General features: G+C 60.6%; 22 protein-coding genes and 3 pseudogenes. 10 read left to right on the top strand and 15 right to left on the bottom strand.

What is annotated here, in order from left to right; translation table 11 throughout:
* Positions 1 to 35 precede the first annotated feature (35 nt).
* From LRP59_RS10730 to rpsB, 5 genes are all read right to left on the bottom strand, one after another.
* Positions 36 to 899 carry a phosphatidate cytidylyltransferase gene (locus LRP59_RS10730; protein WP_002514330.1) on the bottom strand — a complete coding sequence of 288 codons (864 nt, stop codon included), beginning with the start codon at positions 897 to 899 and terminating at the stop codon, positions 36 to 38.
* Positions 900 to 910: 11 nt separating this feature from the next.
* The gene (frr, locus tag LRP59_RS10725) at positions 911 to 1,465 is read right to left on the bottom strand and encodes a ribosome recycling factor (protein WP_002514331.1); all 555 of its coding nucleotides are present in this window, start codon (positions 1,463 to 1,465) and stop codon (positions 911 to 913) included.
* Positions 1,466 to 1,498: 33 nt separating this feature from the next.
* A complete protein-coding gene (gene pyrH / locus LRP59_RS10720; RefSeq protein WP_002521367.1) occupies positions 1,499 to 2,215 on the bottom strand; it encodes a UMP kinase in 717 nt (238 codons plus the stop codon).
* Between the two features lie 181 nt (positions 2,216 to 2,396).
* On the bottom strand, positions 2,397 to 3,209 hold the full coding sequence (gene tsf / locus LRP59_RS10715; RefSeq protein WP_002514333.1) for a translation elongation factor Ts: 813 nt from the start codon (positions 3,207 to 3,209) through the stop codon (positions 2,397 to 2,399).
* Positions 3,210 to 3,243: 34 nt separating this feature from the next.
* Complete coding sequence (rpsB, locus tag LRP59_RS10710) at positions 3,244 to 4,107, bottom strand: 30S ribosomal protein S2 (protein WP_002514334.1); 864 nt, start codon at positions 4,105 to 4,107, stop codon at positions 3,244 to 3,246.
* A gap of 286 nt (positions 4,108 to 4,393) precedes the next feature.
* On the opposite strand from rpsB, the gene LRP59_RS10705 reads away from it, so the two are divergent.
* On the top strand, positions 4,394 to 5,341 hold the full coding sequence (locus tag LRP59_RS10705) for a tyrosine recombinase XerC (RefSeq protein ID WP_023269418.1): 948 nt from the start codon (positions 4,394 to 4,396) through the stop codon (positions 5,339 to 5,341).
* Here LRP59_RS10705 and LRP59_RS10700 read toward each other — a convergent pair.
* Positions 5,326 to 6,018 (bottom strand): M23 family metallopeptidase, encoded by a 693-nt coding sequence (locus LRP59_RS10700; protein WP_230616306.1) that lies wholly within the window; start codon positions 6,016 to 6,018, stop codon positions 5,326 to 5,328. The two genes, LRP59_RS10705 and LRP59_RS10700, sit on opposite strands and share 16 nt — an antisense overlap.
* A gap of 147 nt (positions 6,019 to 6,165) precedes the next feature.
* On the opposite strand from LRP59_RS10700, the gene LRP59_RS10695 reads away from it, so the two are divergent.
* Positions 6,166 to 7,248 carry a beta-propeller fold lactonase family protein gene (locus LRP59_RS10695; RefSeq protein WP_014604156.1) on the top strand — a complete coding sequence of 361 codons (1,083 nt, stop codon included), beginning with the start codon at positions 6,166 to 6,168 and terminating at the stop codon, positions 7,246 to 7,248.
* Between the two features lie 66 nt (positions 7,249 to 7,314).
* Positions 7,315 to 7,917: a peptide deformylase gene (def, locus tag LRP59_RS10690; RefSeq protein ID WP_002514339.1), complete on the top strand. Its 603-nt coding sequence runs from the start codon at positions 7,315 to 7,317 to the stop codon at positions 7,915 to 7,917.
* On the opposite strand, the gene LRP59_RS10685 is transcribed toward def, so the two are convergent.
* The gene (locus tag LRP59_RS10685) at positions 7,901 to 8,734 is read right to left on the bottom strand and encodes an RNA methyltransferase (protein WP_002514340.1); all 834 of its coding nucleotides are present in this window, start codon (positions 8,732 to 8,734) and stop codon (positions 7,901 to 7,903) included. The genes def and LRP59_RS10685 overlap by 17 nt on opposite strands.
* Before the next feature lie 32 nt (positions 8,735 to 8,766).
* Between LRP59_RS10685 and LRP59_RS10680 the strand changes: the two are divergent.
* A pseudogene (locus LRP59_RS10680) lies at positions 8,767 to 9,746 on the top strand (bile acid:sodium symporter family protein).
* A gap of 204 nt (positions 9,747 to 9,950) precedes the next feature.
* Here the strand turns inward: LRP59_RS10680 and LRP59_RS10675 are convergent.
* From LRP59_RS10675 to LRP59_RS10665, 3 genes are all read right to left on the bottom strand, one after another.
* On the bottom strand, positions 9,951 to 11,117 hold the full coding sequence (locus LRP59_RS10675; protein ID WP_002514342.1) for an SPFH domain-containing protein: 1,167 nt from the start codon (positions 11,115 to 11,117) through the stop codon (positions 9,951 to 9,953).
* Positions 11,118 to 11,197: 80 nt separating this feature from the next.
* A complete protein-coding gene (locus LRP59_RS10670) occupies positions 11,198 to 11,665 on the bottom strand; it encodes an NfeD family protein (protein ID WP_002514343.1) in 468 nt (155 codons plus the stop codon).
* A 28-nt stretch (positions 11,666 to 11,693) separates the two neighbouring features.
* The gene (locus tag LRP59_RS10665; RefSeq protein ID WP_002514344.1) at positions 11,694 to 12,479 is read right to left on the bottom strand and encodes an ABC transporter ATP-binding protein; all 786 of its coding nucleotides are present in this window, start codon (positions 12,477 to 12,479) and stop codon (positions 11,694 to 11,696) included.
* Positions 12,480 to 12,587: 108 nt separating this feature from the next.
* On the opposite strand from LRP59_RS10665, the gene LRP59_RS10660 reads away from it, so the two are divergent.
* On the top strand, positions 12,588 to 13,322 hold the full coding sequence (locus tag LRP59_RS10660) for a hypothetical protein (RefSeq protein ID WP_002514345.1): 735 nt from the start codon (positions 12,588 to 12,590) through the stop codon (positions 13,320 to 13,322).
* 5 nt (positions 13,323 to 13,327) lie between these two features.
* Here the strand turns inward: LRP59_RS10660 and fabI are convergent, their stop codons facing one another.
* Positions 13,328 to 14,101 carry an enoyl-ACP reductase FabI gene (gene fabI / locus LRP59_RS10655; protein WP_002521374.1) on the bottom strand — a complete coding sequence of 258 codons (774 nt, stop codon included), beginning with the start codon at positions 14,099 to 14,101 and terminating at the stop codon, positions 13,328 to 13,330.
* A 41-nt stretch (positions 14,102 to 14,142) separates the two neighbouring features.
* Positions 14,143 to 14,862, bottom strand: a complete 720-nt coding sequence (fabG, locus tag LRP59_RS10650) for a 3-oxoacyl-ACP reductase FabG (RefSeq protein WP_002514347.1) — start codon at positions 14,860 to 14,862, stop codon at positions 14,143 to 14,145.
* A gap of 135 nt (positions 14,863 to 14,997) precedes the next feature.
* On the opposite strand from fabG, the gene LRP59_RS10645 reads away from it, so the two are divergent.
* The 3 genes and pseudogenes from LRP59_RS10645 to LRP59_RS10635 all read left to right on the top strand — a co-directional run bounded on the left by LRP59_RS10645 (position 14,998) and on the right by LRP59_RS10635 (position 17,013).
* Positions 14,998 to 15,327: a DUF3099 domain-containing protein gene (locus tag LRP59_RS10645; RefSeq protein ID WP_306403187.1), complete on the top strand. Its 330-nt coding sequence runs from the start codon at positions 14,998 to 15,000 to the stop codon at positions 15,325 to 15,327.
* A 36-nt stretch (positions 15,328 to 15,363) separates the two neighbouring features.
* Entirely contained in the window at positions 15,364 to 16,194 is an 831-nt protein-coding gene (locus LRP59_RS10640) for an SURF1 family protein (protein ID WP_002514350.1), read from the top strand.
* Positions 16,191 to 17,013 (top strand): annotated as a pseudogene (locus tag LRP59_RS10635) (putative RNA methyltransferase). Before LRP59_RS10640 ends, LRP59_RS10635 begins: the two are co-directional and overlap by 4 nt.
* Before the next feature lie 28 nt (positions 17,014 to 17,041).
* Here the strand turns inward: LRP59_RS10635 and LRP59_RS10630 are convergent.
* The 3 genes from LRP59_RS10630 to LRP59_RS10620 all read right to left on the bottom strand — a co-directional run bounded on the left by LRP59_RS10630 (position 17,042) and on the right by LRP59_RS10620 (position 19,831).
* The gene (locus LRP59_RS10630; protein ID WP_002514352.1) at positions 17,042 to 17,605 is read right to left on the bottom strand and encodes a helix-turn-helix domain-containing protein; all 564 of its coding nucleotides are present in this window, start codon (positions 17,603 to 17,605) and stop codon (positions 17,042 to 17,044) included.
* 68 nt (positions 17,606 to 17,673) lie between these two features.
* The gene (locus LRP59_RS10625) at positions 17,674 to 19,272 is read right to left on the bottom strand and encodes an ABC-F family ATP-binding cassette domain-containing protein (protein ID WP_002514353.1); all 1,599 of its coding nucleotides are present in this window, start codon (positions 19,270 to 19,272) and stop codon (positions 17,674 to 17,676) included.
* Between the two features lie 58 nt (positions 19,273 to 19,330).
* Positions 19,331 to 19,831 carry a GNAT family N-acetyltransferase gene (locus LRP59_RS10620; protein WP_002514354.1) on the bottom strand — a complete coding sequence of 167 codons (501 nt, stop codon included), beginning with the start codon at positions 19,829 to 19,831 and terminating at the stop codon, positions 19,331 to 19,333.
* An 18-nt stretch (positions 19,832 to 19,849) separates the two neighbouring features.
* Here LRP59_RS10620 and LRP59_RS10615 point away from each other — a divergent pair, with 18 nt between their 5' ends.
* On the top strand, positions 19,850 to 20,209 hold the full coding sequence (locus LRP59_RS10615; RefSeq protein WP_002521379.1) for a hypothetical protein: 360 nt from the start codon (positions 19,850 to 19,852) through the stop codon (positions 20,207 to 20,209).
* Between the two features lie 107 nt (positions 20,210 to 20,316).
* Positions 20,317 to 22,216, top strand: a pseudogene (locus LRP59_RS10610) (FAD-dependent oxidoreductase); the annotation flags it as partial.
* Positions 22,217 to 22,260 lie beyond the last annotated feature (44 nt).

Below are 22,260 nucleotides of genomic sequence, written 5' to 3'. Positions count from 1 at the left end.
GCCAAGCTCATAGTGGAGTGGCCCCGCGACTACGGTCACAGCACAAGGGACATGACGAGCCAGGCGAAGGGCGCCGAAAACAGCACCGAGTCGAGCCGGTCCATGACCCCGCCATGACCGGGCAAGAAGTTCGACATGTCCTTGATACCACCGTCACGTTTAATCATCGACTCGACAAGGTCTCCCGCAGTGCCGGTCAAGGCTAGGACAACGCCAAGAACAATCCCAGCCCACCATGGCGCCGACAGCAGTCCTCCCAAACAGGCCCATCCAACGAGAGCTGCGGTTATAACGGACCCGGCAAAACCCTCCCAGCTCTTTTTCGGGCTAATACGCGGGGCCAACTTGTGTTTGCCACATAGCACCCCTACGGCGTAACCACCGGTGTCAGAAGCCACGACGCTGAGGATCCAGGTAGCGATGCGGCGGCTACCACCGTCATCGCCCATCATGAGGGGAACGAAGCAGCCAAGCAATGGCAAGTAGGCGATAGTGAAAAGGCTGGCAGCAGTGTCCTTGACGAAGCCATGCGAACCGCGTGGCAGTCGCCACGCCATTGCGGCAACTGTCGTCGCACCTAACGTCACCACTAGGAAGGTATTGGGCAGGATGTGAAGCTTCAGGGTCGAGGCCGCATATGCCCCAATAACCATAACTGCGGTGCCGACGCATATCGGAACTACCGCGGAGTCCATTCCCAAACGAACCATTGCTCGATGAAGCTCAATGGCCCCGGCTATAAGGGCCAAGGTCATCAACAACACGAAACCCCAATGCCACCACCCAACGGTGCCGATGACGGCGCCGCACAGCACTACGCCCGTAGTGATAGCAGCAGGAAGATCACGGCCGGCACGTGGAGTCCGTGCGGCCGTGGTCTTCTTCTCAGGCTCGCCCACCTCGAATCTGATCAGATCTCGAGGAGTTCGCTCTCCTTGGATTTCAGCAATTCGTCAATCTGCTCAACGTACTTGCGGGTGACCTGGTCAAGCTCCTTCTCCAGACGAGTCATCTCGTCCTCAGAGATATCCTTGTCCTTCTCCTGCTTTTTGACGACATCGTTGCTCGCACGACGGACGTTGCGGACCGCGATACGCCCCTCCTCAGCCTTAGTCTTCGCCATCTTGATGTACTCCTTGCGGCGCTCCTCCGTCAAAGCTGGAAGGACGCAACGCACCACGTTGCCATCGTTGGAGGGGTTGACTCCTAGATCGGAATCCCTAATAGCCTTCTCGACGTCATTGACACAACTCTTATCGAATGGCGCAATAAGGACAGTGCGAGCCTCCGGAACCTGGAAACTGGCGAGCTGCTGTAGCGGGGTGGGGGTGCCGTAGTACTCGACCATGAGTTTGTTAAACATGGCGGGGTTAGCACGCCCGGTGCGAATAGCCGCGAACTCCTCGCGGGCATGGTCGACCGCTGACCCCATCTTTTTCTCGGCGTCCTTAATGATGTCGCTCACTGTGTTGTCCTTCCTTGGGTATGTCTCGATGGTTCAGCGATGGACGGTGGTGCCGATGTCCTCACCATTGATGACGCGGCCAATATTGCCTGGCATCTCGAGGTTGAAGAAGACCATCGTCAGGTCATTATCCCTGGCCATGGCGACGGCAGTCGCGTCGGCGACCTTAAGATCACGCGACAGGAACTCATCGTAGGTCAGTTCGTCAAACTTGTGGGCGTTCGGGTTCGTCTTGGGATCACTGTCGTAAACGCCGTCAACCCCCTGCTTACCCATGAGGAGCGCGTCGGCTCCGATCTCTAAGGCTCGCTGAGCAGCGACGGTGTCGGTCGAGAAATACGGCATTCCGGACCCGGCACCAAAAATGACGACTCGTCCCTTCTCCATATGGCGCTCAGCCTTGCGCGGGATGTAAGGCTCAGCAACCTGGCCCATCGTGATGGCTGTCTGAACGCGGGTATCGACACCAGCCTTCTCACAGAAATCCTGCAAGGCAAGGCAGTTCATGACTGTGCCGAGCATTCCCATATAGTCGGCGCGATCACGCTGCATGCCGTGCTGCTGAAGTTCAGCCCCGCGGAAGAAGTTCCCCCCACCGACGACGACGGCCACCTGAACGCCGCTATTAGCGATCTCAGCGATCTCGCGGGCCTTGGCGGACACGACATCGGCGTCGACACCGATTCCTCCCCCTCCGAAAACCTCTCCGGACAGCTTGAGAAGGACTCGGTTGTAGCGCTCTGGCATCATCTCTCCTGGTCAGCGGACATTGACGCGGGATGCGTCACCCCAGCTTAGCCCGACGACGGCTACCACCGCAGTTCGCCCTGGCCGCGACCGTCATTCACTGGGAAACGACGAACGGCCCCACCTCGTACGGTGGGACCGTTCGTGGTCACGATCTCGTTATCATCCCCGCGTAGGGACGAGATCACTCTCCAGCGGAAAAGCGAACGAAACGCTTGAGGGTGACACCAGCGGCCTCAAGGGTCTGGGCGACGGTTTTCTTATCATCGGAGATAGCCGGCTGATCGAGCAGGCAGTTCTCCTTGAAGAAGCCGCCTAGGCGACCCTCGACGATGCGGTCGATGATCTTTTCGGGCTTACCCTCTTCGCGGGCAATATCAGCGGCAACGGTGCGCTCGTGCTCGACGACGTCGGCAGGGACCTCGTCACGAGACAGCCAGCGCGGGCTCATAGCCGCGATCTGCAGGCAAACGCCGTGGACAGCCTCGATGTTGTCGCCCTCGTACTCGACCATGACGCCGACCTGCGGGGGCAAGTCCTGGGAACGACGGTGGAGGTACACGTGGGCGTTGCCATCGAAGTGAGCGGCGTTAGCGAACTCAATCTTCTCACCGATTTTGGCGGCGAGCTCACCAAGCTTGTCACCAACGGTGGTGCCATCAGCCAAAGCTGCGGCGTTAGCAGCATCCTTAGAGTCAGCCCCGGCCTTGTCGACAGCCTCGGCGATCTCGTGGGCAGCGGCGATGAACTCCTCGTTCTTGGCGACGAAGTCGGTCTCAGAGCCGATATGCACCAGGGAGGAGCCAGCGGCAGCAACCAGGCCGTTGCTGGCCTCACGGTCGGAACGCTTCGCAGCCTTAGCAGCTCCAGAAACACGCAGGATGTCAACGGCCTTATCGAAGTCGCCGTCGGCCTCAGTGAGGGCCTTCTTGGCGTCCATCATGCCGGCGCCGGTAGCGTCGCGCAGCTTCTTGACCTCAGCAGCAGTGATAGCCATAGATATCTCAGTCCTGTCTAGACGTGGGCGAACTTCAGTTGGACTTCTCGGCCTCGGGGGCCTCGTCAGCCTTCTTAGCCTCAGCCTTCGGCTCTTCAGCCTTGGCCTCGGTCTTGTCCTCAGGCTTAGCGCCGTCCCCCTCCAGGAGCTCGCGCTCCCAGTCGGGCATGGGCTCGGCCTCAGCAGGCTGCTCACCAGACTTACCAGCCGAGCGAGCCATGAGGCCCTCAGCGGCGGCGTCGGCGATGATGCGGGTCAGTAGGGACACCGAACGAATGGCATCATCGTTACCCGGGATGGCGTAATCCACCTCGTCGGGGTCACAGTTGGTGTCGAGGATGGCGACGACCGGAATCTTGAGCTTGCGAGCCTCGTCGATGGCGAGGTGCTCTTTCTTAGTATCAACGACCCAGACAGCTTGCGGAACCTTCGGCATATCGCGGATACCGCCGAGGTCCTTCTCCAGCTTGTCCTTCTCACGAGAGAGCATAAGCAGCTCCTTCTTGGTGAGACCGGAGCCGGAAACCTTGTCAAAGTCCATGGCCTCGAGCTCCTTGAGCCGGGCGATGCGCTTCGAGATGGTCTGGAAATTAGTGAGCATTCCCCCAAGCCAACGCTGGTTGACATAGGGCATGCCAACGCGAGTGGCCTGCTCAACGATGGACTCCTGGGCCTGCTTCTTCGTGCCGACGAAAAGAATCTGGCCACCCTTGGCGACAGTCTCCTTGACGAAGGCATATGCCTTGTCAATGTAGGTCAGCGACTGGTGCAGGTCAATGATGTAGATGCCGTTACGCTCGGTGAAGATGAAACGCTTCATCTTCGGGTTCCAGCGACGCGTCTGATGTCCGAAGTGGACGCCGCTCTCGAGGAGCTGGCGAGTGGTGACGACGGCCATGCCGTGCCCTTCCCTCTCTGGGCACATCACACAGATATGCCAAACGGTTGAACGGTGACGCGGGATTGCGCCACCTCCTGATGCATCACCGTTCGTCCGCCTGCGTGGCAGGACCGTGGACGTCCGGTCGTCGGTGACGTCGATGCATGCGAAGTCAGTCCGAAGTGATCCGGACTGCGCGATTAGTTTACGACACCAAGAGGCAATCAAGCTAACCTTCCCCTGACCCTGGCCGCTTCCGCGTGTCCGCCTACCATGACGGCAATCACAGGCCACAGTAGATGTGATGAAGAACCCATCCCCGACGCGCGGTGGCGCCGGACAGCTGCCTATGTCCCTGACGGTGCCCGTCGAGGATTTCTGTGACCACCTCTTGGCTCTCCGACGCTCGCCCAACACAATCCGCGGTTACCGAGCCGACCTCATCGATCTCATGAGCCACGCCTACTCCCACGGCGACAACATCTTGGGCAGGATCGGCATATCGCAAGTGCGAGCATGGTTAGCTGATACCCGTGTGGCTGGCGCCTCGGCCGCTACCATGCAGCGCCGCTGGTCGGCTGCACGAGTATTTTTCCGCTGGGCGGCCAACGAAGGGCTCGTTTCCGCCGATCCGACGGCAACTCTGAATTCGGTCAAAGTACCGAAACGCCTGCCGGCCACTCTGGGCGTCGATCAGGCTCGTCACATCCTCGACGAAGCCGTGGCACAGGCTCGTCACGATGAATCTCCCCACGGCGCACGTGACGCCGCCATCCTTGAGGTCCTCTATGGCGGAGGACTACGCGTCGGCGAGCTGTGCGGTCTTGATCTGGGTGACGTCGATCGATCTCGCCACACTGTGAAAGTCACAGGCAAGGGTGACAAAGAACGCACCGTGCCCATGGGGGCACCTGCGCTGCGTGCCATCGACACGTGGTTACCTCGCCGTGAGGAATGGGTTGGGCCACACTCCGGGCAGGCCCTCTTTTTGGGAGAGCGTGGTCGTCGCATCGATCAGCGCGTCGTTCGACGAGTCGTTCACACCCACTTGCGTGCCGAACCAGACTCCCCCGACCTTGGGCCTCACGGGTTGCGTCACGCTATGGCGACTCATCTTTTGGAAGGCGGAGCAGATCTGCGCACCGTCCAGGACATGTTGGGCCACAAATCCCTCGCCACCACGCAGATCTACACCCACGTTTCCACCGAAAGATTGCGCACTGCGTTTCGCCAGGCTCATCCCCGCGCCTGACCACCTCGGGTAGCTTCGGTCACCGTCATATCAATACCTAACGCGGCGTCCCGCCCAGCCCCACGCCACGGAGGCATGAGGGCACCGCTTGAGGCAGCTTTCTTCCTGCTGCCCCCTGGCAGGCTCAGGGGCCGCACAGGCCATCCGTGCCCCGACGCTGAATGAGGCCGACTGTCCAGGGGCAGCAACCGCACCTGAAGTTGCAACAATGTCATGGGGTTTTGATAAACATCTCCCTTCTTCAACCCCCAGTGCAAACAAGTGCGGGTGCATGGTGGCCCCATCCCGACAACTCCGATCTGCTGGCCAGGAACCACTACCTGGCCGACAGCAACGCTAGGCACAACCGGCATGTGGGTTGTTCGACGACCGTCAGCAAGCAGGATGCTCACCACCCCAGCCCCCGCGACCTGGCCAGCAAAAACGACCACCCCAGCCGTCACGGTCGTCACGGGTTCTCCCACGGAGGCCGCAAATTCCACTCCCCTACTACCAGGCAGCCATCTTTCGGCAGGTGGCGCAAACCCTTTGATGACGGGGCCTAGCACCGGCGGGGTCGAACGATTCGCCACACTTCGCGCGGGAAGGGCAGCAACGCTGCGGCTGGGGGCTGGTAAGGCCAGCAAGCAAATCCCCACCATGATGATTAGTAGGCTGATGCAGACAGATCTCCTCATGCCTTCAGTTATCGTGACAGATCGCGATCTTCGCCAACTTATTTTCCACCTGTGGATAACTCGACAACATCGGACCTCGCCCCCTGTGGACAACCACCTGACCTTCATTAGCCTGGTGAGCCCCCGATCCCGAGTAGGCTCCCATCCATGGCCGTCACCCCAGTTCTTGCCTGTTACCGCACTTGCGATGCCGCAATCGGAGGCATGACCGCGTGGCAGGTGACGACAGGACCTGACGGGCCTCACACCAACGTTGTGGGTAGTTGCCCCTTAGGCGATGCGTCCTGGGTCACCCCGCTATACCACCTCGTCGTCGTGCTGTGTGAGCGTGATGGCACCCTTGTCGTTGTCCACCCCGGACGCGAGTTCCAGGTCGTCGGGACCGTTCAGCTCGAAGGCCAATGGCCTTGCCACGGTGCCGTCGATCCCACTGGGCGTCTCATGGCCGTCGCGGATTACGCCTCAGGCCAGGTCGAATTCGTCGACCTATCAGATCCCACCCGACCAACCGTCCGAAGCGTCCTCGATCTCGGTCAGGGCTGTGTTTTCCCTGGACCGGTGGCAGATCGTCAAGAAGGTCCCCATGCTCACCAGGTGACGTGGTTGGATCGCGCGCATCTTGCGGTCACGGATCTAGGAGCTGACCGCATCAACGTCGTGCGCTGGAGCGAGGCCGGCCCCGAGATCATCGGATCCCTCAAGACCCCTGCGGGATGTGGCCCGCGTCACCTCACCCTCACCGAAGATGGGCACAAGCAGGTCTTGACTGTCGGCGGAGCGTTGTCAGGCACTGTGAGCACGTGGTCACGTCCTACCGGTCATGACATGTGGGCTCGCGAGTGGCGTTTCGTCCAAGAAACGGCGTCGTCGCGCTGGTCACGTACCGGCTCGCAAGAGCGTCGCTCCGCTTGTGCGCCAGCTTCCCCATCAGCAATCGTCACTACCCCTGACGGCCGGCATTTCGTCGCCAATAGGTCGGTCGGCAGCATTGGGATACTGGGAGGACGGTTTGGACGGCTCAATCTGATTGACGAATTTGATACCACCGGAGCGAACCCGCGCGACATCACCGTTACCACTCAGAATGGCACCCGCGTGTGGGTCGCATTACCGGAGGAAGGTCAGATCGCAATCCATCTACGCGACGAGGACACTGGCGGCTGGCAGGTCGAGACAACTATCGACCAGCCCGGCGCCATGCGGGTCATCGTGGGCCCGACTACCGGATGATCACGGGCCGTCGTCTACTCGTGACACAATCAGCTACGGACATTTATCAACCCCAGGAGATCAGCCATGCGCAAGCACACCCCCAATGACAACCCCCGCTGGGAGGATCTGTTCAAAGGTGGGTCTCTGCGTCGGGTGACACGATGGGGAGAATCCGTCCTGCATGCGCAGACCCGTCCAGTCACAGAGTTCGATGAGGACCTGACGACCCTCGTCCGCGACATGTTCGCCACGATGAACGCCGCCGACGGTGTCGGGCTGGCCGCCACCCAAGTCGGGGTTGACTTGTCCTTGTTCGTCTACATCTGCCCTGACGCTAACAATGTCGTCCACCACGGAGCATTCTGCAACCCAGTTGTCACCCTGCCAGAGGGACACGATCGTCACTTGGAAGCCGCCGATGAGGGTTGCTTGTCATGGCCCGGCGGTTTCCAGTCCATGGCTCGCCCTGATCTGGCCACCTGCACTGGTCAGGATCCGTGGGGCAACGACATCACCGTCACCGGAACCGGGTTCTTCGCCCGGTGTCTGCAGCACGAGACCGACCACTGCAACGGCATCGTCTTCGGGGACCGACTCTCCAAGCGTGCCCGCCGCAAACTCGACGAGCAACACGACAGCGTGGCGCACCTGTACCCCGACGACTGGCCCCTCACTCCGAAAGGCTGACCCGGGTTACCTCCCGCAACTCGTAGCAGGCGACCGCAGCTGCCGCCGCAACGTTGAGAGAGTCCACGCCGCCTGCCATCGGGATGCGCACCACGACGTCGGCTTGACTGATCCAGTGGGCCGACAGGCCCGTCCCCTCGGTACCCATGAGCAGAGCAACTTTGCGCGGGTTCTGCCTCAGATCAGCGGAGAACTCATCGAGGCTGAGTGAGTCGCCGCTCAGTGCCATCGCTGCCACGGTGAATCCATGGTCGCGCAGCTCATCAAGACCTCCCGCCCAGTCCTCAAGACGGGCCCAGGGCAACTGAAAAACCGTACCCATCGAGGTCTTGATAGCCCGACGATAGAGCGGGTCAGCCGCGCGAGGGGCCAGTAAGACGCCATCCCACCCGATTCCGGCCGCACATCGGATGATGGCTCCGACGTTGGTGTGATCGACAATGTCCTCGCACACCACTAGACGTCGCGCCGCCATAAGATCAGCGGCGCTCCAACGAGTCTGACGGCACATTGATGCCAGGGCGCCGCGGTGGACCTGGAACCCAGTCACCTGCTCGGCCAGGGTCTCGGAGACGACAAATACCTCGACGTCGAGGCCGTCGAAGAGATCTCGCAAACCGTCAATCCAGCGAGGAGCCAGCAAGAAGGACCGCGGCGGGTAGCCAGCTTCGCAAGCGCGCCGGATGACCTTGGCGCCCTCTGCGATAAACAGCCCATGCTCAGCCTCCAAAGACTTGCGCAGGTTGACGTCACGCAGGCTCACGTAGTCAGCCAGTCGTGGGTCAGCGGGATCGTCGATATCGATGAACGTTGCCACCTCTCCAACCTACCGGTAACTATCGTGGACAGATGAGTTCCGCCAACCCGCGCCGCACGCTACCTATTGACGGGTTCGTCCTCGCCATCGTGGTGACGGCGATCATTGGATCGATGCTTCCTGCCACTGGGTCTGCAGTACCCGTCGTCAAGCATGGTGTCACCGTCCTCATCTTCATCCTGTTCTTCCTTTACGGTGCCCGATTGGAGCCCCGCGAAACCCTCGACGGCCTCAAGAACTGGAAATTGCAGGGAGCGATTCTGGCCTCCACCTTCGTCATCTTTCCGCTCATCGGGTTGGCGATGCGCGCTCTGGTGCCCTGGGCGCTGCCCGGCACCCTTTACGTTGGGATGTTGTGGATTTGCCTCGTACCGTCGACGGTACAGTCGTCGATCAATTTCACCTCGATTGCCCACGGCAACGTCGCCGGAGCTATCGTCGCAGCCACTACGTCGAATCTCTTAGGGACCTTCCTCACGCCCCTCCTAGCCCTCCTCTTGATGTCGACTAGCGGCGGGCTCACGATTCAACCGTCTAGCTTCCTTGATGTGATCGTCCAGCTGCTGTTACCTTTCGTGCTGGGCCAGCTGTCACGTCGGTGGACCGCAGATTTCGTCACTGAACATCGCAAACCACTCAAATATGTCGACCAGGGATCGATCATCCTCGTCGTCTATTCGGCATTTTCAGAGGGTATGCGGGAACATATGTGGTCCCTCGTGTCACCGGCCTCGATGGTCGTCCTGACCCTCATCTGTCTGACTCTGTTGTTCTTCATGCTGTGGTTGACCTGGACAGGGTCCGGATGGCTCGGCTTTAACCGCGACGACCGTATTGCCATCCAGTTCTGCGGCACCAAAAATCGCTGGCGACCGGTCTGCCTATGGCGACGGTGCTCTTCGCTGGTCAGCCGGTCGGCCTCATCGTGCTACCCCTCATGATCTTCCACCTAGCTCAGCTCATCGCCTGCGGAATGCTGGCTGGCCGCTATGCGCGACAATGGGAGGCCTAGCAGTGACTGACCGTTCGTGACCTCGGCGCTGCAACCGAAGGTCCATCGCCATGAGGCCTCATCGGCGACCAGCTGAACAACGGCTCTCGAGACCCCGAACGTGCATGATTTCTTGCATGATGATCGTGCAAGAAATCATGCACGGTGCCAACGAAACGAGTTGTCCCGTTCCGAGTCCCGCATGGGTGCTTCGGCACCCGCCGGTCACTCGACTGGGCCGCTCCCCTGTTCCGGGATGGTCTGCTGCTCCGCCGGAGCCTGGGTGATCTGGCCATCGTCCCTGCTGCGTTTACCTGACAGCCCCGGATTCTCTAGCTTGGCAGCCTCTTGGATCGCCTGCTGGACAGTCGCCTCGGAAGCCTCCTTCTCCTGAACCTTCTGAGCCTCGATCTCGGCGAAGACATCGACCTTCTCCGGTGCGGCAAATCGGGCCGGATCAGCTACAGCGAAACCGCCACTACTTGGCTCGTGTCCGTCCTTACCCGTCAGGGAGCCAAGACCCTTGAGAGCGTCGTTCAGCTCAGAGGGGACCACCCACACCTTGTTGGAGTCGCCACGGGCAAGGGTTGGCAACATCTGCATGTATTGGTAGGCCAGCAAACCTTGGTCGGGCTGACCAGCATGGATGGCATTGAACACGGTCGTGATGGCCTGGGCTTCACCCTCGGCGCGCAGCATCTGGGCCTGACGATCGGCCTGGGCACGCAGTACCGCAGCCTCACGATCGCCTTGGGCTCGCAGGATCGCCGACTCGCGGTCGCCGCCGGCCGACAGAATCTGGGACTGACGCTGACCTTCTGCCAACAGAATCGCGGCCCGCTTGTCGCGCTCAGCTCGTGCGCCCTTCTCCATCGCATCACGAATCGTGGGCGGCGGTTCAATGGCCCGCAACTCGACCCGGTTGACTTTGATACCCCACTTGCCGGTGGCTTCGTCAAGAACCGACCGGAGCTTCTGGTTGATCTCCTCACGGCTAGTCAGGGCCGCTTCCATATCCATGCCACCGATGATGTTGCGTAGGGTGGTCATCGTCAGCTGCTCGATGGCGGTCTTGTAAGACTGCGCCTCGTAGGCGGCACGTTCCGGATCAACGATCTGAAAATAAATCACCGAGTCGATGTTGACCATGAGGTTGTCCTCGGTGATAACCCCCTGCGGCGGGAAAGGAACAACCTGCTCACGCATGTCAAGGTTGTACTGCACCCGATCAATGATCGGGATGAGCAGATGGGGACCAGGGTTAAGGCGCCGATTAAATTTTCCGAGCCGTTCAACGAGACCGATCTTCTGCTGATGAATGATTTTGATGCTCGAAGCCAACACGACGACGAGCAAGACAATAATCACCAGACTGATGATGGACTGGGACATGGATACTCCTGCGATACTTAAGGTGCCAGTCAGGTTCCGGCATCCCCTACATCATCCCAGATCACAGCCACACGTCTAGATCAGGAACCCAGAATTCCGAAGACTGGATATACGACGAGCGTCGCTCCGTCGACCTCGTACACCTCAATCCTCTCCCCGACAGCGATCGTCGACCCCGGTTCCAGGGCGCGCGCCGACCACTCCTCACCGTCAACCTTGACCTGACCGTGACCATCTGTGATCTCGCTCGTGGCAACGCCCTCAGAACCAACTAGTTTGTCCAAAGATGACCGGTATCCCGGAGCCTCACGTATCCGACGCAGCAAAGTCGGGCGCAGTACTGCGAGCAGTAAAGCTGCCACGGCAACAGCGACGATAACCTGCAGCAACCACAGCCCCGGAACGATCGCTGCAGTAACAGCTCCTGCTCCCGCACCGGCGGCAAGCATAAGTAGGGTGAAATCTCCGCCTAGCATCTCCGCGCATGCCAGCACAGCGGACGCCACCGTCCACAACAACCAGCGATGTTCCTGGAAGGGTTCCAGCATGGCGCTCTCCCGTCGTCAATGGGGTGTGTCAGTGAGCAGCGCGAGCGTTCCAGCGCCCGTCAACGTGACTGACCGTCAGAGGCATACCGAAGGCACCAGAAAGGACCTCCGAGGTCAGAGTCGTCTCCACCGGACCGGCAGCCACGATGCGTCCTTCCGCCATCACCAAGGCGTGGGTGACCCCGGCCGGAATCTCCTCAAGATGGTGCGTGACAAGAACCGAGGCCGGAGCATCGGGATCAGTAAAAATAGCCGACAGCACTTCAACAAGCTGCTCGCGGCCAGCCAGGTCAAGACCAGCAGCCGGCTCGTCCAATAGCAACAGCTCCGGATCAGTCATGAGAGCGCGGGCGATTTCGACCCGTTTGCACTCCCCCTCGCTCAGGGTACCCCACGTACGATCGACCATCCCGACGAGTCCCATCCGCTCCAGCAGAGAGCCGGCACGGGCCACATCCTGTTCGTCATAGGCCTCACGCCAACGGCCCACGACGGCCCAGGCCGCCGAGACCACAATGTTGCCGACCTTTTCCGATTCCGGAATGCGGTGGGCTAGGGCCGAAGACGCCATACCGATCCGCGGCCGCAGTTCAAATACATCAACTGCACCGAGGATCTCATCGAGAATCTCCACCAGCCCCACAGTGGGATGAAGCTGAGCTCCCAGGACCTGCAGAAGGGTCGTCTTACCTGCTCCATTAGGCCCGACCAGCACCCAGCGTTGACCGTCCGAGACGTCGAGGTCGACATTGTCGAGGATCCAACGATCCCCGCGTCGAACTCCCACGCCTGCCAACTGCGCCACTGCACTCATGGATAAAAACTTACCTTGTGCCAACGACATACACGGGCCGGAGGACGACTCGGCAGTGCCAGGGGCCGCCCAGTCCCGGCACGAAGAGAAGACGTCTAGTCTAGGCGAGTGCTCGAGATCTGCTGCCGTCTCACTTGCCTGCTCAACGACCTGTGCGCCGATCGCACCACCGCTCCCCACGCCGAGGCGGAACTGCTGAGAATGGCAATGGCCCACCATGTTCATGATCCCGACGAGGTACTCGGCCTATCCGAGCACGATCCGTTGTCGTCGCTCCCCATCCGGATGGCCCTAGCCCGGATCTCCCACAACCCCCACGACACTCCCGTGTTGTGGGGCCTACTACTGCCTGTCCCCGGCCAGCTTGCCGGCCTGCGCGGTCCGGCTCAGGTCAATCGAGCCGCCCTCGACGCCGGTGCAATCGTCATCTGTCATCAAGGCTCTACCACCATGCCCGCCGGGATCGCGTGGATTCCTCATCCGGTGGGCTCGGCCATGCAATGGACGGTCGTCCGAGCTGCCGCTCCTCTACCGCCTCCTACCCCCGCCGACACTGCTCCCCTGCTGAGATCGGCCATTTCCGCGACGGCTGCTCAGCTCACCGATCTGAGCATCGTGGCAGGGAATCGTCCAGACGTCGTGACGCCGCACCTTACCGGTCATCGTCCAGCCGATCAACGTCTCCTCGACTCAGCATGGACCGTGATGATGGCCTGCGATGCCGGGCAGGAACCAACCACGATCACCGCCTACGGAGCGCAAACACGAGAAACGGCGCTGCGTCAATTACGCAACGCCGCTTCCCAAGCTGTTACCGCAGCCACCTCGTGGCCGCTGGTCTAAACGGATCAGGCCCCAGTCGAGCCCATGCCGCCATCGACGTGGATCATCTCGCCGGTGGTGGCTGGGAACCAGTCGGACAAGAGAGCGACAATTCCCTTGGCCGCTGGCGTGGTGTCCTTGGTGTCCCAGCCAAGCGGAGCACGCTCTCCCCACAGATCATTGAACGCATCAGCGCCCGGAATGGCCGTTTTAGCCATGGTGTCCAGCGGTCCAGCCGACACGAGGTTGCAGCGCACACCCTTGGGGCCCAGGTATCGAGCCAGGTAGCGGTTGGCCGATTCCAGTCCTGCCTTGGCCACACCCATCCAGTCGTAGAAAGGCCAAGACACAGTGGCGTCAAAAGTCAGGCCGACGACTGCGGCATGCTCAGCGAGCATACTGTCGAGGGCGGTAATCAAAGAGACGTACGAGTACGTGGAGGTATGGACAGCGACCGAGACATCGTCCCATTCAGTCTCGAGAAACTTGCCGCCCAGGGCCGTCTTGGGGTTAGCGAAAGCGATGGCGTGGACAACACCGTCCAGCTTTTCCACTCCGAGATCGCGCAGCTGCTGAGGCAAAGCAGCGAGCTGGTCAGTGTCGGTGACATCGAGTTCGAGTACCTCTGGCACTGGGTCAAGCCTGCGAACAGCTCGACGGGTGACGCCGACGGCACGCGGCAGGTTCGAAACGATAACCCGGGCGCCCTCATTCTGAGAAATCTGAGCCGCCTTAAAAGCGATGGAGGTGTGCATCGTCACGCCTGTGACGAGGATGGTGCTTCCTTCAAGAAGTCCCATGGTGATGTCCTTCCAGATCGATGTGGGTGGATGTGATCGTGTCAGTGACCCATGCCGAGCCCGCCGTCGACAGGAACCACAGCGCCAGAAACGTAACCGGCGGAATCGGAGACGAGAAATCGGACAGCAGCAACAACATCGTCGACGGACCCCAACCGCTTGGCGGGGATGCGCTCGAGGTACCCCTCAACGACCTTCTCAGGCAGTTCTTCGGTCATGTCAGTCGAAATGAAACCGGGAGCGACAAGGTTGCAGGTAATGCCGCGGGACCCTAGCTCACGGGTTATAGAGCGGGCCATCCCAAGCATTCCGGCCTTCGACGCCGCATAATTGACCTGCCCGGGGGAACCGAGTAGACCCACCACTGATGACGTCAAGACGATACGGCCAAAACGGGCCCGGGTCATCGCCCTGGCCGCGCGGTGGATAACGCGGTAGGCACCGGTGAGATTAGTGTCGAGGACCTCGGTGAAATCCTCCTCTTTCATGCGGGCGAGCAGTCCATCCCGGGTAATACCGGCATTAGCAATCAGTACCTCGACCGGGCCAAATTCCTGCTCGACCTGGCTGAAAGCCGCGTCAACCGAGTCGACGTCGGTGACATCGCAAGCAATCGGCAGCACTCCCTCGGGTGCGGTGGCCGAGCGACTTGTTGCAGCTACTCGGTATCCCTGTGCGTACAAATCTGCGGCGATCGCGGCACCAATACCGCGAGATCCGCCGGTGACGAGGGCGACGCGCCCCGGGGTGTCTGAACTCATAAAACGAACCTATCGCACGCCACCACCAAGAACTGGGAAGGTTCGACCTGATCGACGCGACCGACCTAGGCTGGAGCAGTGAGTGACGCAGCACGGGTTCGGTGGCGTCGGAGGCACCATGACGACCGACATTCGATCACGTCTGCCAAGAAATCAGCAAGCGAAGACCTCGAGATGCGCCAACGGCGCTACTTATGGTCGATGCTCGTGCGAACGGTGTGCTTTATCGGGCTCGTCATCACCCCAAACCCATGGCGTTGGAGCTTCCTATTGGGAGCAGCCGTCATCCCTGCCATCGCCGTCGTACTCGGCAATGCCGCCGACCGACGCACCACTGATACCTTGCCATCTCGCCAAGACGAAGAACCTCATGGCGAGCTCGGCCCGGCTATGACTATTCACGGCGAAGTCGACGAGGACTGGTCCGGTCCCGCAGACACCGCAGGAAACAAAGCCCGGTCATGAAGCACTACTGGGAACCGACCAACTAGGCTCAAGAACGTGAAGAAGCTGTGGGTGCGATGGGTGGCGCTAGTCCTCCTCGTCATTGTCCTGGGCCTGGTCATGATCCGGCTGGGCCAGTGGCAGCTGCACCGGCTGTCGGGACGTCGCGAGGCCAACAACATCATCCGTACCAACCACAGTAAACCGCCGGTCGAGTGGTCGACCCTCATGGGCGACCATGAGGTGACGTCACAACAACAGTGGCGCCCCGTCATCATCACTGGCACTTTCGATACCGCGCATGAACTTCAAGTGCGTTACCGCAGTAACGGCGACGATGACGGGTCAGAAGTCGTCACGCCCGTCGTCACGAAGGGTGGTCGCCATGTCCTCATTGATCGTGGTTTCCTCAAACGTTCCTCACATGAGGGCGACACGCAGGCCCTGCCTCCGGCCCCCAGCGGGACCGTGATGGTGACTGGCCTTGTCAAAGGCAATGAGCACGGAAAACCCACCGCCACCGACCCCGTGGGAGGCAAGGTTCGTCTCATTAACTCCGACGCCATTGGTAAGGCGCAAGGCATCGCGTACGTCAGTGGATACATCTCAGCAACGTCGATGGCGCCAGCACAAAGTGGGCTGGTTGCTAAAGAGCTTCCGAAACTCGATGATGGTCCCCATCTATCTTATGCCATCCAGTGGTTCTGTTTCACGGCTATCGCGGTCATTGGGCTGTTCGTCCTCATTCGAGGCGATGTCAAGGACCGACGCAAACGCCAAGCCAAAGCGGCTCGTGCAGCTCAGCGGCCTGTCAGTGGCGATAGGTCGAATCGACACTCTGACGTGCCACCAGACCATGGCACGAGGACGCCGGGGGATCACACGTGACGCCGACGCTGTCTTTAGCCCTACCGTGGCTGATCTGCCCCACCTGTCAACGGCGCGGTCGCGAAAACCCATTAGCTCTTGACGGGAGGTCTCTTCGGTGCCCACAACACCACAGCCTCGACATCGCGAAGCAGGGCTACGTCACCATGACACATACCCCGGCCGGGGGCGAATGCGGACACCGCCGAGATGATCGCCGCCCGTCAGAGAGTGTTGGGCGCCGGGCTGTTCCGTGACCTTGATGCTCGGCTAGCCGAGGTTCTCACCGACCGTGATCGCATCGTCGAAGTAGGCGCTGGAACCGGCCATCACCTGGCACAGGTCCTGGACGCCCATCCCGACTCCCGCGGCCTGGCGTCTGATGTCTCGAGGGCAGCTATCCGGCGGGCGGCGAAAGCTCATCCCCGCATGGCGGCAGTGGTTGCCGACACCTGGGCTGGGCTGCCCATCCGCACTGGCTGTATCGACGCCGAGTTGTGCATCTTTGCACCTCGTAACCGTGATGAGTTCGCGCGCATCATGAATCCTGACGGGATCCTCGTGGTCGTCACCCCACTACCCGACCACTTGCAACAGCTGCGGGCACGCACCGGAATGATCGGCATCCAGCCCCACAAACATGACGAGCTCATGGCAGCTTTGGCATCACGGTTTACCGTTGTCAGCTATGAGGAGGTGCGAGCGGATGTTTCCCTCGACGAAGCTGCGGCCTCTGACGCTGTGGCGATGGGACCTAGCGCCCATCACGTCCGCGAAGTTCATGTCGAGGCTATGTCCGTCACGTCAGCTGTGGAAGTGACGGTTCTGGCGCCTCGCTGAGCGGTCCTTAGGCGGGAAAGAATTACCTTCAAAACTGGGGGTTATCGGCGCTGTGCTTAGCCTTGTTAAGCCGACGACGCGCCTTGCGCACCTTACGATCAGCTTTTTCGGCCTTAGCGCGACGCTTATTAAGAGTCGCCTTAGCCTTCTTGCGACGAGACTTCCCTGCCCCGGTGCGACGCAGTTTATGCAGGGCCTTCTCCGCCTTGCGTGCTTTGCGGTCGGCTTTTTCAGCCCGGGCTACGGCCGCCTCAACAGCCAGTTTCAAAGCATCAACGTCTGTGCCAGACGGCTCAGGGTTCCCAGAGGAACCATCGACTTCATCCGTGTTCGACGAGTCGTTGTGGTCGGCCTCCTGTGACGTCTCAACGGTCTCGCGTCCAGCCTTCGTCTCCGGGGACGCCGGGTCAGCGCCTCCGCGGGGACGAAATTCAACGCCGGCCTCCCGCAGCAATTTTTGTACTAGGCCGTAGGACCGGCCGGACTCGCGTGCAAGGGACCGGATGGACGCGCCGTCGTGGTAGCGACCCGCCAACTCCGCGGCCATCGCTTGTCTGGCCTCACCGACCAGTCTGGGCGTACGTTCGACCATCACCCCTCCTCGACGCCGGCGTTCGCGTCTTCATGCTACGACATGGCGAGGCCGCGCAGACCGTGATATCAGGCCAGACTGATCAGCTCGGCGTAATCAGCACTCCACATATCTTCGGTGCCATCGGGCAGGACCAGCACGCGATCAGGATCCAGCGCATGGACCGCCCCCTCGTCGTGGGTGACGAGGACAATAGCGCCACCGAAGTTTCTGATGGCGTCGAGAACCTGTGCTCGACTAGCCGGATCGAGGTTATTCGTTGGCTCATCGAGGAGCAGCACATTGGCTGAAGAGACGACCAGAGTCGCTAAGGCCAGACGTGTCTTCTCGCCGCCCGAAAGCACCCGGGCCGGTTTATGCACATCGTCGCCGGTGAACAGGAAGGACCCGAGTACTTTGCGCATCTCGGTCTCATTGAGGTCGGTCGCGGAACTGGCCATGTTCTCCAGCACAGTGCGGTCCATCTCGAGTAGATCGTGCTCCTGGGCAAAGTATCCGAGCTTGAGCCCGTGCCCAGCGATCACCTCTCCAGTATCAGGGGACTCCTTACCTGCCAAGATCCGCAGCAGAGTCGTCTTGCCAGCACCATTAAGCCCGAGGACGACGACCTGGGATCCACGGTCAATATTGAGGTCTACCCCGGTAAACACCTCCAAGGAGCCGTAGGTCTTGGTGAGGTTCCGTGCTGTGAGCGGGGTCTTGCCGCACGGGGCCGGATCGGGGAAGCGGATGGCGGCCACCTTGTCGACGGCCCTCTCCACCTCGACCCCCGCGAGCAACTTCTCCGCGCGCCGAGCCATCTGCTGTGCCGCGACGGCCTTAGTCGCCTTCGCGTGTAGCTTGTCGGCCTGGGCCCGAAGAGCAGCAGCTTTACGCTCGGCGTTGATTCTCTCCTTGTGACGGCGCTTCTCGTCAGCGGCTCGCTGCTCGAGATAGAGCTTCCAACCCATCGAGTAAATGTCGAGAGTGGCCCGATTGGCGTCGAGGTGGAAGACCTTGTTGACGGTGGCCTCCACCAGCTCAGTGTCGTGGGAGATCATAAGGACCCCACCCGAGTAGGACTGTAAGAAGCCGCGCAGCCACACAATGGAATCAGCATCCAGGTGGTTAGTAGGCTCGTCAAGGAGCAGGGTGTCCGCTCCGGAAAAGAGGATGCGCGCCAGCTCGACGCGACGACGCTGACCACCCGAGAGGTTTTTCAACGGCTGGGAAAGGACGCGGTCGTCAAGCCCCAAGTTCGACGCGATTCGGGCTGCCTCTGCAGAGGCGCCATAGCCACCGGCCGCGACGAGACGGTCTTCAGCCTTCGCGTATTTGTCCATCGCAACGGCACGGTCGTCCTCGGAACCGTTCGCCATCTGATACTCCAGGGTGCGCATCCGTTCCAGTATGTGGTCCAGGCCACGCGCTGACAGGATCCTTGCCCTCGCGATCATTTCCATGTCTGGGTCGCGGGGATCCTGTGGCAGGTAGCCAAGCTCGCCGGTGCGACGTACTGAACCTGCTGCGGGAAGGGTTTCACCGGCCAAGACACGCGTCAGGGTGGTCTTGCCGGCGCCATTGCGACCCACTAGACCGATCTTGTCTCCAGTAGCTACCTGGAAACTCACCGGGTTGAGCAGGAGCCTAGCTCCGACTCGCACCTCCACATCCTTGACCTGCAGCACCGGGCCATCTTCCCCCGTTGCAGCGGCCAGGGACAAATGGCCACCGGTTCAAGCAGCCTTAGCGACGCAGAACCATCGGGACGTGATCGATCCCAGCCTCCTCAAAGTGCGGGCCGATGACGACAAATCCACAATCGCGGTACCAGTTCTCCACATACGACTGAGCGTGCAGGCTAACGTCTCGGCCATCGGCATGAGCAATCTCAAGGGCGAGGTTCACCATCCGGCGGCCTATGTGCAGACCTCGATAAGCAGCATCGACGGCCACTCGTCCGATGACGAGGTGGTCTTTGTTATCAAGAATGCGTAGCGTACCAACCGGGCGACCATCGACCGACGCCCACACTATGATCGTCGTGGGTTCGAGTTCGCGGCCGTCTAGGTCCGGCTCAGTGCACTGTTGCTCCCCATTGAACACGGCGCTGCGCAACCATAAACACGCGTAGAGAGTGGTCACATCCATGTCGATGGTGTGCGCGTAATGAAGGTCTACATCACCCTGGTGAAGGCTTGCACCACTAGCGTCGGCACCATTTCCCCGCGTCGGACAAGACATCATGCCCCATATCTTGACAGAATGTCTGACATGAGTACGCCACGCCGAGCAGCACCAGAGGACGACACCGATCTGGCGGACGTCGCCCGTTCATGGCGCAGGTACCTCATCCTCGTCATTTGTGGCGTCATCGTCGCTGTCCTCGGACTAGGCATTTTCGGCTATCTTGCGTGGTGGTCGTTGTGCGATCAAGCTGCGGGAGTCTGTCAGCGTGGTGAACCCGTTATGTACTGGTGTTCGGTGGTCGCTCTGGCCATTCTCGGACTCATCATCGGGGTCTTGACGCAGATCTGGCTGGAGAAGCGCTGGTGGCACGTGCTTGCCATCGTCATCCCGGCTGTTTTCATCACCGCCGGTATCTTTTTCTGGCTGGCCGTCTAGAAAAAGACATTTAGACGACGCAGGTATTGACCTCGGTTCTATTGGTTCCCCAAGCAGGTTGGGACTTGGCTCTGGGACGTGGATACGTTGGTGTGTGATGACAGCGCGGTTGGAACCAACGAGGAATTGACTATTACGTCCGGCGCGCTGCTGGCGGTATTGGTCTCATCATCACCGGTGTCTGCCAGGTGACGAACCCCATTGAACACCTGCCGAGCGGCACCTTGCCGAACCCAACTCTGTCTGCGGCGTCTTTCCTGCGAACATCGCGGGAAATGACGGAGCGCGTCCATGCCCATGATTCCCGCATTGTCCTGCAAGTTGGCGCCGGGGTCGGCCGCGTCATTATGCCGGTCGTACTGCGTCGGGGAGAACGTCCAGCAGCATCGTCAGAAATTCCCTATAAGTGGAATCCAGACATCACTTGTCGCGAGATCACCACCGACGAAATCCACCAGATCGTCGCCCAGTTCCGCATCGCTGCAAAAGTGGCCTATGAGGCCGGGTTTGACGGGATCCAAGTGCATGCGTGTCACGAGGGCTACCTTTTAGACCAATTCGCCACCGAGAAGTTCAACCATCGCACCGACGAGTATGGCGGTTCCCTCGAAAACCGGCTGAGATTCCCGCGCGAGATCGTCGAAGCCATCCACGAGACAGTCGGGGACGACTTCCCAGTACAGATCAGGTTCTCGCCCAAGTCTATGACGAAGGATTGGAACGTCGGCGCGCTCCCCGACGAAGACTTTGAGGAGGTCGGCCGCGACATGCCCGACGGCATTGAGGCGGCCCGCCTGCTGCACTCTTACGGCTACGAGGCGCTTGATATTGATGTTGGATGCTATGACGCCTGGTTCTGGAATCATCCACCGATGTACCAGACCAAGGGGGTTGTACCTGCCCTATGTCTGCGAACTCAAGGAAGCCCTGCCGAGCATTCCGCTCATCGTCGCAGGCAGGATGGACGATCCCGATCTTGCCGCTAATGCTGTCTCCGACGGGATCGTCGACATGGTGTCTCTCGCCCGTCCGACGCTGGCGGACCCGGATATCGTCGTCAAATTGCAGACCGACCACCCAGAGCGGGTGCGTCCCTGCATCTCTTGTCAGGAGGGCTGCCTTGGTCGTATCGGCACGTACACCGTCCTCAACTGCTCGGTGAACCCCGAAGCCGGACGCGAGGCCAACACCCACCTGCACCCGGTGCTACCGCACCATGCCAAGCGGGTGCTCGTCATCGGAGCTGGGCTGGCCGGCATGGAGGCCGCGCGAGTTCTCAGTGAGCGCGGACACGAGGCCGTCATCGTCGAGGCTAGCGACCACATTGGCGGAGTCGTCCTCGCAGGTGGTCAACCCTCCTTCAAGGAGGACGATCTAGCTCTACTCAAGTGGTACCGCACCACCTTGGAGGAACTGGGCGTGGAGATTCGGCTCAACACTCCCGCGACGGCTGACTTTATCGCCTCTTTCGGGGCCGATCACATCATTTTGGCGACCGGATCGACGCCGCGTCGACTCAACCTGGGTGATGATGCCAAGGTCATCGACGCCACCGACGCCCTACTCAACCGCGACGCCTTGGGTAGGAAAATTGTCATCATCGGTGGCAGATTGACGGGCTGCGAGCTGGCCCTCGCGATGAGGGAGGCCGATGCCGAGGTGACAATCGTCGAAGCCGAACCCGATATCCTCACCCGTAGTGCCCCGCTGTGTGTTGCCAACGAGGATATGCTGCGTCGCTTAGTGCCATTCCGCGGCATCACGGTGATGGCAGATGCCAAGGCTCTGCACACCACGCCAAAGGGGTTGATGACCGAAGTCAACGGTCACGAGCAAGAAATACCAGCCGAATCCGTGGTCACCGCTATCGGATACCTACCCGAGCAGGATCTTCGTAGTGCCGTCGAGGCGACTGGGCTACCGTTCAACGTCATCGGTGACGCTCGCAAGCCGGCCAACATCATGTACGCGATCTGGGACGCCTACGAGGTCACAGCCAAAATCTAACCAATCCAAACTGTATCTGTTGGAGGCAATCAGAGCCGGGGTGA

The sequence above is a fragment of the Cutibacterium sp. 37298 genome, from assembly GCF_023838685.1.
Lineage (GTDB): Bacteria > Actinomycetota > Actinomycetes > Propionibacteriales > Propionibacteriaceae > Cutibacterium > Cutibacterium acnes.
The sequence above is the reverse complement of the archived record's forward strand: the minus strand, read 5'-3'. Positions and strand labels throughout refer to the sequence as shown.